At 57.0% G+C, this 14,915-nt stretch carries 12 protein-coding genes; 6 read left to right on the top strand and 6 right to left on the bottom strand.

The features are described 5' to 3' along the window. Positions 1–165: 165 nt before the first annotated feature. Positions 166–840, top strand: coding sequence for a 4'-phosphopantetheinyl transferase family protein (locus F1381_RS11730; protein WP_151735047.1), 675 nt, complete (start codon positions 166–168; stop codon positions 838–840). A gap of 101 nt (positions 841–941) precedes the next feature. Here the strand turns inward: F1381_RS11730 and F1381_RS11725 are convergent, their stop codons facing one another. Next, positions 942–1,790, bottom strand: a complete 849-nt coding sequence (locus F1381_RS11725) for a helix-turn-helix transcriptional regulator (protein ID WP_151735046.1) — start codon at positions 1,788–1,790, stop codon at positions 942–944. A gap of 188 nt (positions 1,791–1,978) precedes the next feature. Between F1381_RS11725 and F1381_RS11720 the strand changes: the two genes are divergently transcribed. Further along, complete coding sequence (locus tag F1381_RS11720; protein WP_151735045.1) at positions 1,979–4,057, top strand: beta-galactosidase; 2,079 nt, start codon at positions 1,979–1,981, stop codon at positions 4,055–4,057. Between the two features lie 184 nt (positions 4,058–4,241). On the opposite strand, the gene F1381_RS11715 is transcribed toward F1381_RS11720, so the two are convergent. Continuing rightward, positions 4,242–5,510 carry an MFS transporter gene (locus F1381_RS11715; protein WP_151735044.1) on the bottom strand — a complete coding sequence of 423 codons (1,269 nt, stop codon included), beginning with the start codon at positions 5,508–5,510 and terminating at the stop codon, positions 4,242–4,244. A gap of 36 nt (positions 5,511–5,546) precedes the next feature. Further along, entirely contained in the window at positions 5,547–6,167 is a 621-nt protein-coding gene (locus F1381_RS11710) for an NUDIX hydrolase (protein ID WP_151735043.1), read from the bottom strand. Positions 6,168–6,292: 125 nt separating this feature from the next. Here F1381_RS11710 and F1381_RS11705 point away from each other — a divergent pair, with 125 nt between their 5' ends. Then, positions 6,293–6,817 (top strand): hypothetical protein, encoded by a 525-nt coding sequence (locus tag F1381_RS11705; RefSeq protein ID WP_187355305.1) that lies wholly within the window; start codon positions 6,293–6,295, stop codon positions 6,815–6,817. Between the two features lie 67 nt (positions 6,818–6,884). On the opposite strand, the gene kduD is transcribed toward F1381_RS11705, so the two are convergent. From kduD to kduI, 3 genes are read right to left on the bottom strand one after another with little or no spacing between them, the layout of a single operon-like run. Continuing rightward, positions 6,885–7,640, bottom strand: a complete 756-nt coding sequence (kduD, locus tag F1381_RS11700) for a 2-dehydro-3-deoxy-D-gluconate 5-dehydrogenase KduD (protein ID WP_151735041.1) — start codon at positions 7,638–7,640, stop codon at positions 6,885–6,887. Between the two features lie 54 nt (positions 7,641–7,694). After that, positions 7,695–8,453 carry a DeoR/GlpR family DNA-binding transcription regulator gene (locus F1381_RS11695; protein ID WP_151735040.1) on the bottom strand — a complete coding sequence of 253 codons (759 nt, stop codon included), beginning with the start codon at positions 8,451–8,453 and terminating at the stop codon, positions 7,695–7,697. A gap of 34 nt (positions 8,454–8,487) precedes the next feature. Then, complete coding sequence (kduI, locus tag F1381_RS11690) at positions 8,488–9,321, bottom strand: 5-dehydro-4-deoxy-D-glucuronate isomerase (protein WP_151735039.1); 834 nt, start codon at positions 9,319–9,321, stop codon at positions 8,488–8,490. 208 nt (positions 9,322–9,529) lie between these two features. Between kduI and F1381_RS11685 the strand changes: the two genes are divergently transcribed. The 3 genes from F1381_RS11685 (at position 9,530) to F1381_RS11675 (ending at position 14,843) form a co-directional block, all read left to right on the top strand. Further along, positions 9,530–11,191, top strand: coding sequence for a hypothetical protein (locus F1381_RS11685; protein WP_151735038.1), 1,662 nt, complete (start codon positions 9,530–9,532; stop codon positions 11,189–11,191). A 125-nt stretch (positions 11,192–11,316) separates the two neighbouring features. Beyond that, positions 11,317–11,568: a YolD-like family protein gene (locus tag F1381_RS11680; RefSeq protein ID WP_151735037.1), complete on the top strand. Its 252-nt coding sequence runs from the start codon at positions 11,317–11,319 to the stop codon at positions 11,566–11,568. Positions 11,569–11,837: 269 nt separating this feature from the next. Further along, positions 11,838–14,843 carry a glycosyl hydrolase gene (locus F1381_RS11675; protein WP_187355304.1) on the top strand — a complete coding sequence of 1,002 codons (3,006 nt, stop codon included), beginning with the start codon at positions 11,838–11,840 and terminating at the stop codon, positions 14,841–14,843. The last annotated feature ends 72 nt before the right edge of the window (positions 14,844–14,915 follow it).

The raw sequence follows: 14,915 nt of genomic DNA, 5'->3' as shown, positions 1-14,915 counted from the left end.
TCACCTCCTCTCAGCAAGTTGCTTAACTTTTTATTCTATTAGGGCAGAGTATTGAAGCTGCGTCAGCGATACATGTAATTGACAGCTCTATTTAATGTGGATATTATTTCCTGGTGAGTATATATACATAGAATATGGTATTTGTTGAAGACAAAGGAGAACAGAATGAAGATTTATGGCGTCAACCTGGCGGAGCAGCTGGACAATGAATTTGCGCTGGAGCAATGGCTGGGGCTTCTCCCCCTGGAGCGCCGGGAGACCATCAGCAGGTTCATAAGGTGGAGCGACCGTCTGCGTTCATTCACCGGCGAATGCTTGATCCGCAGCCTGGCCGGGTCTTATTTGGGCTGCCGTCCAAGTGAAGTGCGGATCGCCAAGGAAAGCAATACAGGGAAGCCGGTATTGCTATACGAGGGAATGCATTTCAATATTTCCCATTCGGGTGAATGGGTAGTCTGCGCTATCGACTGCAGTCCGATCGGCATTGATGTGGAGGAGATGAAACCGATTGAGTTCGGCATTGCCGAGCGGTTTTTTTCGGTGGAAGAATATCAGCTATTGCTCTCTGAGCCGGCCGATAGGCAAGTGGCTGTATTCTATGAGCTGTGGACGCTTAAGGAGAGTTACTTGAAGCAGACGGGCCAGGGACTTTCCGGAGGACTGGACTCGTTTACGGTGAGTAGGAACGGAAAGGGCTATTATGATGAGAACGGACGGTGCTTCTTCCGGCAGTATGAGGTGGACCCGCGATATAAGCTGTCCGTATGCGCAGGCCATACGGAGTTTCCGCAGGAGGTCATCCGGCTGTCGCTGGATCATATACTGCAGAAAATCAATTAACCTGCAGCAGGGCAATGAAAGTTTAAGAGAGCCTAAGATATATATCCGCTTGCAGGCAGGACAATAAGCCGTCTCCGATTACGGAGGCGGCTTATTGCTGCTCAGCGCTCACCTTTTGTCATGTTACTGCGCATTTCTCCCGGCGTGCATCCATAAGTCTTACGGAATAGCCGGATAAAGTAACTGCTCTCCATGCCCAGATTAAGGGCAATTTCCTGGATGGGCAGCTCCGGGTTCTCCTCCATCAGCTGCAGCGCCCGGGTTAACCGCAAATTCTGCAGATACTTATGCGGGGTGACCCCGAATTCCTGAAGGAACAAACGCTGGAAATGCTGCACGGAATAGCCGACAGCGGCGGCCAGATTGGCTACAAGCAGCGGTTCGGTATAATGGGTATTGATCAGGCTGACGGCTTGCTGCAGCGCTTCGTTGCGGACCGTTCCGGCCTCCGGGCGCTCGGGGGCGCCGGCGGTCTGCTCCGCGGGGCGCAGCAACAGCAGCAGCCGGTAGAGGATGGCGGACAGTTCGGACTGTCCGGTATTGTGGCCGTTCGCCTTATGCCAGATGTCGCCGATGGCCTCCCAGCAATCCTTGAAATCGGCGGGCAGAGAAGGCGAGGAGGGCAGCAGCCCGAGCGTATGCAGCACCGGCGAAGCCTCCGGGCCATAGATGCCGATGAAGCCGACCCGCCACGGCTCATGCGACAACGGATAATACTCATGGCCGCGGTCGGGAGGAAAGGCAAAGACCATTCCCGGGCCCAGCACGGTTTCGCTTCCGTCCGCAAGATCGCGGAACAGGCCCTGTCCGCTGTGGATCAGAAACACCTGATGCACGGGAAAACCGCCCGGACGGACATGATGATACTGGATGTGGCGCCCGGCAGAGTAGGGGTACAGAGGAAATGCTCCGGAACCGCGCGGCAGTTCCACCAGCGAAAAAGGCAGCATCGATGTTCACCTCATCTTCATTTTGTACTATGGAATCGCGAGATTAATCCTACAGGGTGTAATCGTTTATCCTATATTATATATAGTATGAACAATCGATTCTGTAAAGGCTGGTTCTTTTGTCTGGAAGAAATCAGAGAAATGTACCACCCTGCACAGACTAGAGTACGAAAGGATGAAGATGAACAATGACGATGAAATTACCTCCGGTCAGCAGCAAAGCACCTGTAATGCTGCATGGGGCCGATTATAATCCCGAGCAATGGCTGCGTTATCCCGAGATTCTCCGCGAGGATATCCGCCTGATGAAAGAGGCGGGCTGCAATGTGATGTCCGTCGGTATTTTTTCCTGGGTGTCGCTGGAGCCGGAAGAAGGCGTATTTACATTTGAGTGGATGGACCAGCTGCTGGATTCGTTTGCCGCGAACGGTATTTATGCCTTTCTGGCTACGCCGAGCGGTGCGCGTCCGGCCTGGATGTCGCAGAAGTATCCCGAGGTGCTGCGGATAGAGCGCAACCGCGTGCGCAATCTGCACGGGGTCCGGCATAATCATTGTTACACTTCACCGGTTTACCGCGAAAAAACAGCACTTCTGAACGGAAAGCTTGCAGAGCGGTATGCGCATCACCCGGCGGTGATCGGCTGGCACATTTCCAATGAATTCGGCGGCGAATGCCACTGTGACCTTTGCCAGAATGAATTTAGAGCGTGGCTGAAGGTGAAATACGAAGGCAGCCTGGACCAGGTGAACCATGCATGGTGGACTACGTTCTGGAGCCACACCTATACTTCGTGGGAGCAGATCGAATCCCCGGCTCCGCACGGCGAGACGCAGGTGCACGGCCTGAACCTGGACTGGCGCCGCTTCGTCAGCGAGCGGACGATCGATTTCTGCCGTCATGAAATCGAATCCGTGCGTTCCTACAACCCGGAATTGCCGGTCACGACGAATATGCACAATATCGACGGCGTCGACTACCGCAACCTTGCCCGGATTCTCGATGTTGTTTCATGGGACGCTTACCCCGACTGGCATTATACGGAAGACAACGACGATGCACGGTTAGCTGCCTGGGTAGGGATGCAGCATGATTTGTTCCGCAGCCTCAAGCACAAGCCGTTCCTGCTGATGGAGAGCACGCCATCGCTGACCAACTGGCAGTCGGTCAGCAAGCTGAAGCGGCCGGGAATGCATAAGCTGTCTTCCCTGCAGGCTGTGGCCCATGGCTCGGATTCCGTGCAGTACTTCCAGTGGCGCAAGAGCCGTGGCTCCAGCGAGAAGTTCCACGGTGCCGTGGTGGATCACAGCGGCCATGGCGATACCCGCGTCTTCCGCGATGTCGCCGAGGTCGGCAAGGCGCTGGCGGACCTGACAGAACTGGTAGGCACTACGGCGCCGGCTAAGACGGCAATTCTGTTCGACTGGGACAACCGCTGGGCCATTAAGGATGCCCAGGGTATCCGCAATTCCGGGCTGAAATACGAGGAGACTGTTCTTCAGCATTACCGTGCCCTGTGGGAGCTGGGGATTCCCGTGGATATCATCGGTTCGGATGACGAGCTGTCTTCCTATTCATTGGTCATTGCCCCGATGCTGTACTTGATCAGCGAGGCGAATGGCGCACGGATTGAGAAGTATGTTGAAGAGGGCGGCAATTTCCTGGCTACCTACTGGTCCGGCGTCGTCAATGAGACCGACCTGTGCCATCTCGGCGGCTTCCCCGGCCCGCTGCGGAAGACGCTGGGCATCTGGGCCGAGGAGACGGAAGGACTGCACAGCCGTGATCTGAACGGCCTGGTCATGGAGAGCGGCAATGCCCTCAAGCTGGACGGAGAGTATGATGCGCATGAAATAGCAGAGCTGATTCATCTGGAGGGCGCAGAGGCGTTGGGACATTACCGCAGCGACTTCTATGCCGGCCGTCCGGCATTGACCGTGAATAAGCTGGGTGCAGGCAAGGCGTATCACCTGGCGACGCGGGTGAAAGATCCGGCGTTCTATGTGGACCTGTATGCTGCCATTGCAAGCGAAGCAGGTATTGCCCGTGTCCTGGACAGTGAGCTGCCGGCGGGAGTAACCGCACAGCGCCGCACCGACGGCGAGCATGATTATGTGTTCGTGCAGAACTTCAGCGGCAGTGTTCAGACGGTTGCGCTTGATGGACGGGAGTATACGGATATGGAGACCGGTGAAGCCGCTCCGGCCGAACTGCAGCTGCCGGTGAACGGGCTGGCTATATTGAAACGCAAGGCGGCAGGGGTTTAACAGTCATATAATTTGAGCCTGTAAGCTCCCGGCAAGCATTTCAAAGATTTACTTGAGCTGTAACTGAATAAAGGCAGAACCTGCTTCTGAATAGCCCGCGCTTGATTGTCTTCAAGCCCGGAGCTGTTCAGCCGGGGTTCTGCCTTTTATTGTAGGTATACAAAGCGGAATAGCCGTATAAAAATTATGCGCTGCGCTCTGCCTGCCGAAGGGACCGGGCATAGAGCATTCCGATCAGAACGGCAGAGCAGGTCAGTACCGCCGCAAACAGATAGAGCTTGACGATGCCGAACGTCTCCGCTACCCAGGCCATGCCCAGCAGCGAGATGCAGAAGAATAAATGCATCAGCGCCGCCTGTGCGGACAGCACCTTCGGCAACTGCCCGCTGCTCACGCTGCGCTGCACCAGCGTCCGCCGGGTGACCGCGCTGAGCTCGGCGAATGGGCCCATGATCAGGACCAGTACCAGGGCGGTATAAGGAACGGTATTGACCGCATACAGAAAGGTCAGAATCCCGTAGCCGGCCATGCCGGCAAGCATGAAGGGCAGCAGGCGGTTGCCGATCCGGCGGACCATGGCGATGACCAGCAGTCCGCCGCCGACGGTACCGGCAAAATAAACCGCATTGATAAATCCCCACCATTCCTCGCCTTGGCCCAGCGCCTGCTGTACAAAAGCGAGCATAAACGCTCCGACCCAGACGGAGCCGCCGAGCATGTCGATGGCGTCGATGGCGGTCAGCGCCCGCAGGCTGCCGGTATGCCAGATGATCCGCCAGCCTTCGGTCAGCAGAGCCAGACGGGGCGCAGCGGCTTCCCCTGGCTCTGCAGCATTCTCCCGGGCGGCAACCCTAGTGCCGTCCCGACCGTCCGCAGGTTCCCGCACCTGCAGGGTAAGCAGGGCAGCCAGGCCATAGATAACGGCGGTGACGAGCAGCGTGGGACCGGTCCCGATCCAGGCAATGACCAGGCCGCTCAGTCCCCAGCCGGCGAACTGCACGACCTGGTCGCTCACGGAGAGCAGGCCGTTGGCCTTGAGCAACCCTTCCCGGGTACCGGACAGCCGCGGAACGAGTGCATTGCGGGCGGGAACCGTCCAGCCGTCCAGAAAGGACATCGCGAAGATCAGCGGGAATACGACGAGCAGAGAGGCGCCTGTTCCTTGGATACCGAGATAGACGGACATCACGGTAAAAAAGAGAAACTGGCCGGCCTGCGACAGCAGCAGTAGCCGGGGCAGCCGGTAGCGGTAGATCAGCAGCGGCGCCAATAAACCGCTGAGCATCTGCGAGAGCGAGCGGAACAGCGGGACCAGCGTGGCGGAAATCAGGCTGCCGGTGTGGTCCAGCACCAGCACGGTCAGAGCCATGATGTACAGCACATCGGCTGCATTGGCAGCGGTTTGTGTGCCCCATAAATAATAGAAAGCTTTGCCAAGCTTGGGTGAATTCATGGTGAAGTCTCCATAGGAATAAATTAATTGGTATAATTAAGCAAATGCAGCCGCAATACCTTCGATAACCTTTGAATAATATGCTGCCTCATGCGGCACGAACTGGCCGATTTCCGCCATCTCGTCAATTTCTGTGCGGAGTCCTGCACTCATCCGGAAGCCGCGGATGCGGATGGCAGCGGCTTCGCCCTGCCAGAGCCTGCGGAAGTCGGCGAAGCTGGCCGTGACAATGCCGGCCACTTCTTCTTCCTGCAGATGAAAGGCTTCGAGAGAGTAAGAGTTACTGAAGAGATAGACGTTCGCCCGCTCTTTGTCGGAGAAGCCTGCCGATTCCATGGTATACGGCACGATGCCGAGCGGAACCAGTTCATCAAAGCTTACCGTAATCCCGAGCTCCTCCCGGATTTCGCGGATGCCGTCCTCCGGGGTCTCGTGGGCCAGCAGATGCCCGGCGGCGGTAATATCCAGCAAGCCGGCGTAATCCCGTTTCTCCGTGCTCCGCAGCTGAAGATACACGGTCAGCTCCTGCTGCTCCCGGCCGACGAACCAGCAGTGGAAGGTCTCATGCCACAGGCCCAGCCGGTGAACCTCAGAGCGGGGTGCGGCTCCGGTAATGTTGCCAAGTTCATCAAATGTTGTGAGCAGCTCGTCGTTCATGCGGAACTCCTTTCCTAATCGTTGGTTTAGTCAATCTGTTGAAAATCATATCTACATTAGATTACCACAATGGTGTACAAATAAGGCAATAGGCGGGGAGGGAAAGAATGCAGCCTCTTGCAGTAATGGATAAGGAAACCTTCCAATCATTAAGTGATGAAGCCCTCGGGCGTGCCTGTATGGAACCGGTATTCGGCCAGATCCGGGGGAAGTCTCCGCAGCTCAAGGCCCGGGTGGTTGCAGAGCTTGGCCAAGGCCGGGCGGCGCTTTGCATGTTCCGTGTGATGTACGACCACAGCAGCCCTTCGGCAGCGGAATTTTATGCCTGGATCAGTTATATGCAGGAGCAGCCGGGGTATTGGAGCGGAGTGCTCCGGGGTCTTGAATTTTTTGGGGACCGCATCATGTACGGGTTTCTGGAGGAAACGCGCCAGACCTTTGCGGCCTGGAATTTGCGCGGGGGAAGAGGGTGGGAGGAAACGAGCCTGAGTGATCTGGAACGGGATCCGGAGCTGCGCAGAATCGCAGAAACCCTTTATGTACGGTTTCAAACGGTTGCGGCGGAGAGCTTGAGAATCATTGCGGCTTATATCCGCGAGCATCCGCAGGAGTTTGTAAGGTTCGGTCAAGATGATAGCTTCCCCCTCTAAAAAGAACAAAGCCGTACGGATACACCGGTAACCGGTGTTCTGTACAGCTTTGTTGACCGTACGCAGATTAGCGGGCGAGCCATCCGCCGTCTACGGCAAGAATATGGCCGTTCAGGTAATCGGAAGCTGCGGAAGCAAGGAACACAGCCGGTCCCTTCACATCATCGGCAGTACCCCAGCGTCCGGCCGGAATGCGGTCGAGAATTGAATCGGAACGCGCTTGGTCGGCGCGGATCGGCGCAGTGTTCTCGGTAGCCATATATCCCGGTGCGATAGCGTTCACGTTCAGGCCAAACTGTGCCCATTCATTGGCGAACGCTTTGGTCAGGCCGGCAACGCCGTGCTTGGAAGCGGTATAGCCGGGAACGTTGATGCCGCCCTGGTAGGAGAGCATGGAGCAGATGTTGATGATTTTGCCCGTGCCTCTTTCCAGGAAGTGGCGGCCGGCGATTTGCGACAACAGGAACACGGTGTTCAGGTTGAGGTTGATGACATCGAACCAGTCTTTTTCGCTGTGGTCTTTGGCCGGTGTGCGGCGGATCATGCCTGCGCAGTTCACGAGGATATCCACTTTGCCGGTCAGCTTCAAGGAGTCGTCGAACGCACCCTGCAGCTTGCTGTGATCGCTCAGATCGGCTTCAATGCTTACGGCTTTTACGCCGAAGGCTTCTGCTGCCTTAACGGTTTCTTCACTGGAGTTCAGCGATACGGACACTACGTCTGCGCCTGCTTCGGCGAATGCCAGAGCGATGCCTTGGCCCAGACCTTGAGCGGCTCCGGTTACAATTGCTGTTTTGCCTGCCAAACTGAATAATGATGACATGGATGAATCTCTCCTTTGAGTTGAGTGAGTAGATGGGACTCCGCTAATGATTCTTTATTTGCCGCACTCAAGCTGCACGCCTGCTGCCCGGAACTGTTCAGCTGTCCCGTCCGTAAGCCCGCTGTCCGTCAGCAGTACATCCACTTCCTGAAGGGAAGCGAAGGTGCGCAGGGCGGTTTGCCCGAATTTGTGATGGTCGCAGGCGGCATAGACGGTGCGGGCCGTAGCGACGAGGGCCTGTTTATAATCGATCAGATCACCGGTGTAAATCGACAGCCCTTGTTCAATATGAACGGCTGTAGCCGACAGAAAGGCTTTTTCTATATTTAGCTTGCGAACGTAGGCGACGGCCTCCGGTCCGGCCAGCATGTTGCGCACCCGGTATCCGCCGGGAACCACGAGCCTGATGTTGTCCTTCGGAACCAGCTCGCTGATAATGTACACATCGTTGGTAACGACAGTGAGAGGAGTATTGCCGAGCCGCCGCGCGATTTCCAGCGTCGTACTGCCGCCGTCCAGCGCAATAATGTCATCCGGTGCAATGTGGGCAACTGCGCAGACGGCAATTTCCGCCTTCTCATCGGCGTATTTGTCCAGTGGGTCCCTGGCCGGCAGAATACCGAACTGGTCGCTCTGCGCCAGCACCGCCCCGCCGTGCACCCGCACAATCAGCCCTTGCTCCTCCAGCTTGCTGAGGTCCTCGCGGATCGTCTTCCCGCTGACCTGAAGCTTCTCGGTCAGCTCGTTCACCGTAACATCCTTCTGGTTCAGCAAAACTTCCATTATCATCTCATGTCGCCGTATCGGGTTCATCCGTCTGCCTCAGCTTTCCGTAATTGTTGTGATGCTATTTGAGTTCCTTCATGGATACGGGGTCCATATCGTCATAACGTTTGTTGTCTCCGGCCATGCTCCAGATGAAGGTGTAGTTGTTGGTGCCTACCCCGCTGTGGATCGACCAGCTCGGCGAGATCACCGCTTCTTCATTGCGCATAACGATGTGCCGGGTTTCGGAAGGCTCGCCCATCAGATGGAACACAACGGCATCGTCCGGCAGATCGAAGTAGAAGTAAGCCTCCATCCGGCGAGGATGGGTATGGGCCGGCATCGTGTTCCACATGCTGCCTGTCTTCAGCTGCGTCATCCCCATTACCAGCTGCGCGCTCTGTACGCCGTTCGTATGAATGAACCGGTGAATCGTGCGCTCATTGGAATTCTCAAGGCTTCCGAGTGCGGCGGATTCCGCTTCGGCCAGCGAAGTCTTGGTGGTCGGATAAGACTGGTGAGCAGGGGCGGAGTTCAGGTAGAACTTGGCCGGCTTGGCGCTGTCTGCGCTCTTGAACACCACATCCTTGGCACCCTGTCCGACAAACAGGCATTCTTTGAAATCGATCTCATATTCAGTCCCGTCAACGACGATCGTGCCTTTGCCGCCGACATTGATGACGCCCAGCTCACGGCGCTCCAGGAAATAAGTGACACCCAGCTCTTTCAGGTTTGTCGTGAGCGCCACATCCTTGTTCACCGGATTTGCGCCGCCGACGATCATGCGGTCTTCATGGGTGAGGACCAGCTTCAGTTCATCAGGCGCAAAAATAACAGGAATATGGAACTCCTCACGCAGACGCCCGGTATCGAACTGCTTGACTTCATTGGGATGGGAAGCAAAACGTCTTTCCATTGCGGTTTCATTCTCCTTTGCGAAGCAAAATGTTGTTCGTATAGGTTCAATTTAATCCATATTGGTTCATTTGGCAAGAGGTAATCTTTTTTAGTTCGTTTAATTTAGTTCATTTATGAGATTATACGATTGCCATATGAACTAAAACAGCGCAAAATAAAGGGCGTAGCCGAACAAATATACAGTAGCAAGGGGAGAGTGAACCGCGTTGGAAGAGTCGCTTAGCCGTACGCCGCGGGAACGCAGACAGGAGATTATATTAAAGATCGCGGTTGCCGCCCAGAGCCGGGAGCTGCTGCCGGGCGGATTATGGTTCCATGATGATGTGCGAAATAACTTCTATTATGCTTCATACCTGCTGGCGGCAGCGGCGGATGCTTCGCTTGATGTCCCGTTTGGCCGCGAAGACGCCAAGCGCAAGGCAGAGGCGGTGCTGCTGGAGACGGTGCTGCTGCAGAACAGGGTGCCCGGCACCAGTCTGTACGGGCATTGGCCGCTGAACCTGAGTCCGGTGCCGCGCGCAGCCAGTCCGCATGCCCTTCCCGCAGAGCTGATGGGCAGCCTAATGGTATGGTTCTGCGCAAAATATGGGTCGCACCTGGGAGCTGGTCTGAGAGTGGCTTTCCACACGGCGATTGGCCATGTGTACCGGAGCGGATTCTTCCGCCGGCCGGTTGAGGCGTTCAACCATCATGAGGCTAAGTCTACGGCCGCCAAGCTGATTTTCGGTAAACGGTTCAATGATGAAGAGCTGCGGGAGGACGGCAAGCGGAGCCTGATCACTACGCTCAAGCATCTGCGCAGCCAGGGGATGCCGGAATATGGCGCGCTCCCCTGGTTCTGGCACTGGGTGCAGGCCTTTACCTGCGCCTGGGAACTGGAGGAGGAGACCGAGATTTCACAGCTGCTGGCCGTTATTCTGGATGAGCTTTGGCAGGTGCGGGCAGAGTGGTATCTGCGCGGAGCCTGGGTGGGCGCACATTCCAGGGGCTGGCCGCATGATATGCCGGCAGACGGCAATGTTCTGCACGACTACATCCAATTCGGCGATTTCGAACTGCCTGCCGCGCTGCCGCGTACGGAGTATGCCGGTCTGCTGTTCTATGAAGCGCCGGAAGCGGCCCGGCGGACCGCACTGAACCGGCGGGCGCCTGTGGAAATCAAGAAGCTGGTACACAAGGTGCCAGCCGGTTCGTCCGCACCGGAGCAGCCGCTTCATTCCTATGCTTATATTACCAAGGATTTTGCCGCAGGAGGCATGTGGGAAAGGCAGGAAGAGTTCGATAATGAGCAGCTCCGCTGGAGCCTTTCCTTTCCGGTGAGGGGTGACGGACTCGGGAACCAGCTGTACTTTTTCCATCCGGGAGCAGGGTACCGGGAGGGGGACCCGAGACACCAGAGTGAATCCATGGAAGTCCTGTATCATCAAAATACGGTGTTGGGGCTGTTTCCGGTTCCCCGGGATAATAAAACTGCGGCGTCCGGCGTTCTGCCGCACGGCGAATGGCTGCAGAAACCCGGCGCTATGTTCGGCAGGATCGGCAGTGTATACGTTGCCGTGTTTCTTCCAGAGTCTTACGAGTTACGCGAATATGCCGCTTATCTCGGGGTAATCCTGCCCGCCGGTGCCGGAGGCGTGGCGGTGGAAGCCTTAAGCTCAGCGCTTGCCGCAAAGCGGGGAATCCACAGTCTGGATCAATTTGCCGAGGTGATGTCGCAGCGCGCGCCTGTCTTTGCGGCAGACGATGAACCGGAAGCGGAATACCGCAACTGGTGGAACGAGCGGCTGACCCTGCGCATTGCCGGGACAGGGGAAACGGAGGCCTATGTGAACGGAAGCCTTATTTCTTTTGACGATTACACGGTCTGACGCTTCCGGATTACTGTTTCTTCTGCGCACCTTAAGGTTGATGATATGCCTGCCCATGGTATAATGGAATGATAAGCGTGCAGGTGGGCTTAATCCCTGGAGAGGACAACTACTGGAGGAATAGCGTGGCAAAAGCGAAAGTGGCCAAACGGCCGACAAGAGACGAGTTTGTACTGGAGGAAATCGGCAATCAGCTGACGGAAGCGATGCATGAAGCCTCCGAAGTGCTGCTCACAGTTTGGGGAATGGAAGAACCGGTACGGGGGACGATTGTAGGCATGGACCCGCGTACGGGCAAGGTGCATGTCGGCAAGGATGAAGCGATTACCAAGGTGCCGTTTATGGATATTATGGCGGTGAATTATCCCCGGGACTAAAGGAGCGGGGACGCTCCGGTGCAGCGGGATAACTTCAGTTTGGCATACGGATAGAAATGCTTGGTTTAAACCGAATATCGGGTATTTGACCATAGACAAGGCTCCATGAATTTGCATGGAGTCTTTCTGTTAAAAAAGATCATTGCTAAAGCAAGCTTTTCGTTGACGGGAGTTCTTGCCGCAAAATAAGAAAACGCTTACATTTGAGGTGCCGGACGATGTGCGCATCGAATTCCAACCGGCTATTATCAAATGGAGGCCTGATTGAAGTGGCTGCACGAACAGGCAAGATCTGGTTCCACAGTTTGCTGGCCATCGCTCTGTTTGCGGCATCGATATTTTGGTCGCCCGCCCTCTCCCGGGCAGCGGGTGAGAATCTGCTCGGCAACCCCGGCTTTGAAGCGGGAGATGCGGGCTGGGAGAAGTGGGGAAGCCCTGCAGTGTCCATTGCGGAGAAGCACAGCGGGGCTAAGAGCCTGCTGGTAAAACGGAATACGGGAGGTGCATCGGCTGCGGTTCCGGTGACGCCCGGCAAGACGTACCGCGTCGGGTTGTGGGTCAAATTCGCCGCAACCGGTGTGACCTCGGCTGCGGTGGATATGGATTATTTCGGGTCGCAGCAGGGCAAGGAACGGCTGACCTTCTCGGGTTCTACCAGCTGGGAATACCGTCAGCTGCTGTACACGCCCGCGCCCGGCGTCTCGTATGTCCGGCTCTCGTTCTGGAACGGCACAGCCAAGGATTATTATATCGACGACGCCGTGATCCGGGAGAATGTCGACATTGAACGGCCTACTGCTCCGGGCGCCTGGCAGGCAACGGCCGAACCGGAGTCGCTTACGTTAACCTGGGCGGGATCTACCGATGATATGGCAGTACAATCCTACGAGCTATCCTACAAAAAAAGCGATGTACCCGGCTGGAGCACCATTTCCGTTCCCCACCAGGAAACGGTGACGCATTATACGTATACGCTGGATCAGTTGCAGCCTTATTCCGTATACGCGGTGATGCTGCGTGCCAAGGATACGGCAGGCAACACTTCGGAGGCGGTGATGGGGCTGGAAGCAACGCCGGGAAACAATCTGGTGCTGAACGGGGACTTTGAGGCCGGCGGTATTGCGCCTTGGGTTACGGTGGCCGGTACGGTCCAAACGGCGACCTATGACACCTATGGCGGGCAGTACGCGCTGCAGCTGTCCGGAGGAGGCGCAGCCATCCGCACAGAAGAAATGGAGGCAGATGAAGGAGGAGCTTACCTGGTATCGTTCTGGAGCCGTTCGGACGCGGCGGCGCCGCAAGCGCCAACGGTTAGCCTTGCGGTTTACAGCGGCAGCGCAGAAACGGTTTATCCGCTGGCTGCTGCGCCATCAGCGGTCTGGAGCCGCTCGCGGCAGCTCATAAAGGCCGGAACTGATGCGGTCTCGATGACACTTCGGGCCGAGAATAACGGGGCTGCGGAGCTGATGCTTGACGAGGTATTCGTCGGCAGGCTGCCGGCCCTGCCCGGAGATCTCGCTCCGGAGGTTCCCGCCGGGTTCACCGCAACCGGTGTCGACGGGGTGTCGGCGGATTTGGAATGGCAGGCCGCGGACGGTCCGTTCGGTGTCCGGGAATACAAACTAAGCTACAAGCCGGTCTCCGCAAGCGGGTGGAGTACGCTCACGGTTCCCTACGTTGCAGGCCAGACAGCTTACAGCTATAAGCTGGAGGGGCTGGTTCCCGAAACGGCCTATGAGCTTGAGCTCAGGGCGGTGAGCGAAGGCACAGCCATCTCGGCTCCGGCCGCTGCAACGGCCGCCACCGGCACTATGGAGCCTGTGAATCCGAATGCCAGCGCGGCAGCGGCAGCGCTGCTGGACCGCCTGTACGCGACCGTCGGCCATGCCGTCTACACCGGCCAGCATAATTATTATGAAGCACCGGGTGAGTGGTACGATACCGCTGCAGAATTGACGGGCTATTATCCGTCGCTGTGGGGCTCGGATTTTGCCTATTATATCGGAGGGGACATGGCGGCGCTGCGGCAGGGCATGATCGACGAGGCCATCGCGCAGGGCCAGGCGGGTGCGATGGTCACCCTGACCTATCATCAGATCCGCCCGTCAGACCCGGCGACTTCCGGCTGGGAAAGCGTTACGGGCGATGTTACGCCTGCGCAGATGGCGGATATTGTCACGCCCGGCACCGCACTCTACGCCGCATGGTTAGCGCAGGTGGACGAAGTGGCAGGATATTTGGCGCAGCTGCGGGATGCCGGAATTCCGGTGCTGTGGCGGCCTTATCATGAGATGAACGCCGAGTTCTTCTGGTGGGGCGCCCGGCCGGAGCTGTTCCGCCAGCTGTGGCACAATATGTATGACCGGTTCACCAATGAACATGGCCTGAATAATCTGCTCTGGGTGTGGAGCCCGAATGCCGAAAGCTCCTGGGCCTACGACTCGCAGCCGTATTACCCCGGGCATGATGAGGTGGATGTGCTGGCCATGGATATCTACAACAACGATTTCCGCGATTCCTACTACAACAAGCTGAATAAACTAAGCGGAGGACGCGTTATCGCAGTCGGAGAGAACGGCGAGCTGCCGGATATGGAGATGCTGCGGGAGAAACAGCCGCGCTATGCGTACTTTATGACCTGGTCCAATTATTTGACCGACAAAAATTCGCTCAGCGCCATCCAGGCCGTCTACAGTCATCCCCGTGCCATAAACAACGGTGAGACCGGCAACGGACCGTATGTGCCGCCGCCGCAGGACAGCTATTTGATTGACGACTTTGAAGGGTACGGCGGTTCAAACGGCAGCCTGCGCGCCAAGTGGCAGCGCAATGTCTCCGGCAATGCCGGTACCGTTACGCTGGATACGTACCATGTAAGTGAAGGCGCGTACAGCCTTAAACTCGATTATACCGTAGGCAATCCCGGGTATGCCGGCTTCTACCGTTCCATGGGCAAAGAATGGCCCGGCATGGAAGCGATCTCGTTCTGGCTGACCCCGGACGGGTCGAACCGGCAGCTCGCCGTGCAATTCCATGAGACGAACGGCGAGGTCTGGGAGGCCAGCCTGCGGCTCCAGGGGACCGTGCCCGTTCAGGTTACGCTTCCGTTCAGCGCTTTTGTGCGCCCGGGCTGGTCGAGCGGCGGCAACGGTATTATTGATCCCGGCTCCATCAAGGAATTCGCCTTCTATATCGCCCAAGGCAGCGGCACGCAGGGAAGCGGCACGCTCTTTATAGACGATGTCAAAGCCGTCAAGCTGCCCGGCGGCTCCTGACCCCCTCTGCCGAAACCGGCTTCGGCTTGTATTGGCCATTATGAAATAAAGGTAGTTGCAGCAGGCGGCCGT

This window comes from Paenibacillus tengchongensis, assembly GCF_008973665.1.
GTDB lineage: Bacteria > Bacillota > Bacilli > Paenibacillales > Paenibacillaceae > Paenibacillus_AQ > Paenibacillus_AQ tengchongensis.
The sequence above is the reverse complement of the archived record's forward strand: the minus strand, read 5'-3'. Positions and strand labels throughout refer to the sequence as shown.

Bases quoted from the DNA above. Each gene is read 5' to 3' on its own strand.
- kduI (WP_151735039.1), bottom strand. From the start codon at position 9,321: ATGGAAAGACGTTTTGCTTCCCATCCCAATGAAGTCAAGCAGTTCGAT.
- F1381_RS11720 (WP_151735045.1), top strand. From the start codon at position 1,979: ATGACGATGAAATTACCTCCGGTCAGCAGCAAAGCACCTGTAATGCTG.
- F1381_RS11725 (WP_151735046.1), bottom strand. From the start codon at position 1,790: ATGCTGCCTTTTTCGCTGGTGGAACTGCCGCGCGGTTCCGGAGCATTT.
- kduD (WP_151735041.1), bottom strand. From the start codon at position 7,640: ATGTCATCATTATTCAGTTTGGCAGGCAAAACAGCAATTGTAACCGGA.
- F1381_RS11705 (WP_187355305.1), top strand. From the start codon at position 6,293: ATGGATAAGGAAACCTTCCAATCATTAAGTGATGAAGCCCTCGGGCGT.
- F1381_RS11715 (WP_151735044.1), bottom strand. From the start codon at position 5,510: ATGAATTCACCCAAGCTTGGCAAAGCTTTCTATTATTTATGGGGCACA.
- F1381_RS11710 (WP_151735043.1), bottom strand. From the start codon at position 6,167: ATGAACGACGAGCTGCTCACAACATTTGATGAACTTGGCAACATTACC.
- F1381_RS11695 (WP_151735040.1), bottom strand. From the start codon at position 8,453: ATGAACCCGATACGGCGACATGAGATGATAATGGAAGTTTTGCTGAAC.
- F1381_RS11730 (WP_151735047.1), top strand. From the start codon at position 166: ATGAAGATTTATGGCGTCAACCTGGCGGAGCAGCTGGACAATGAATTT.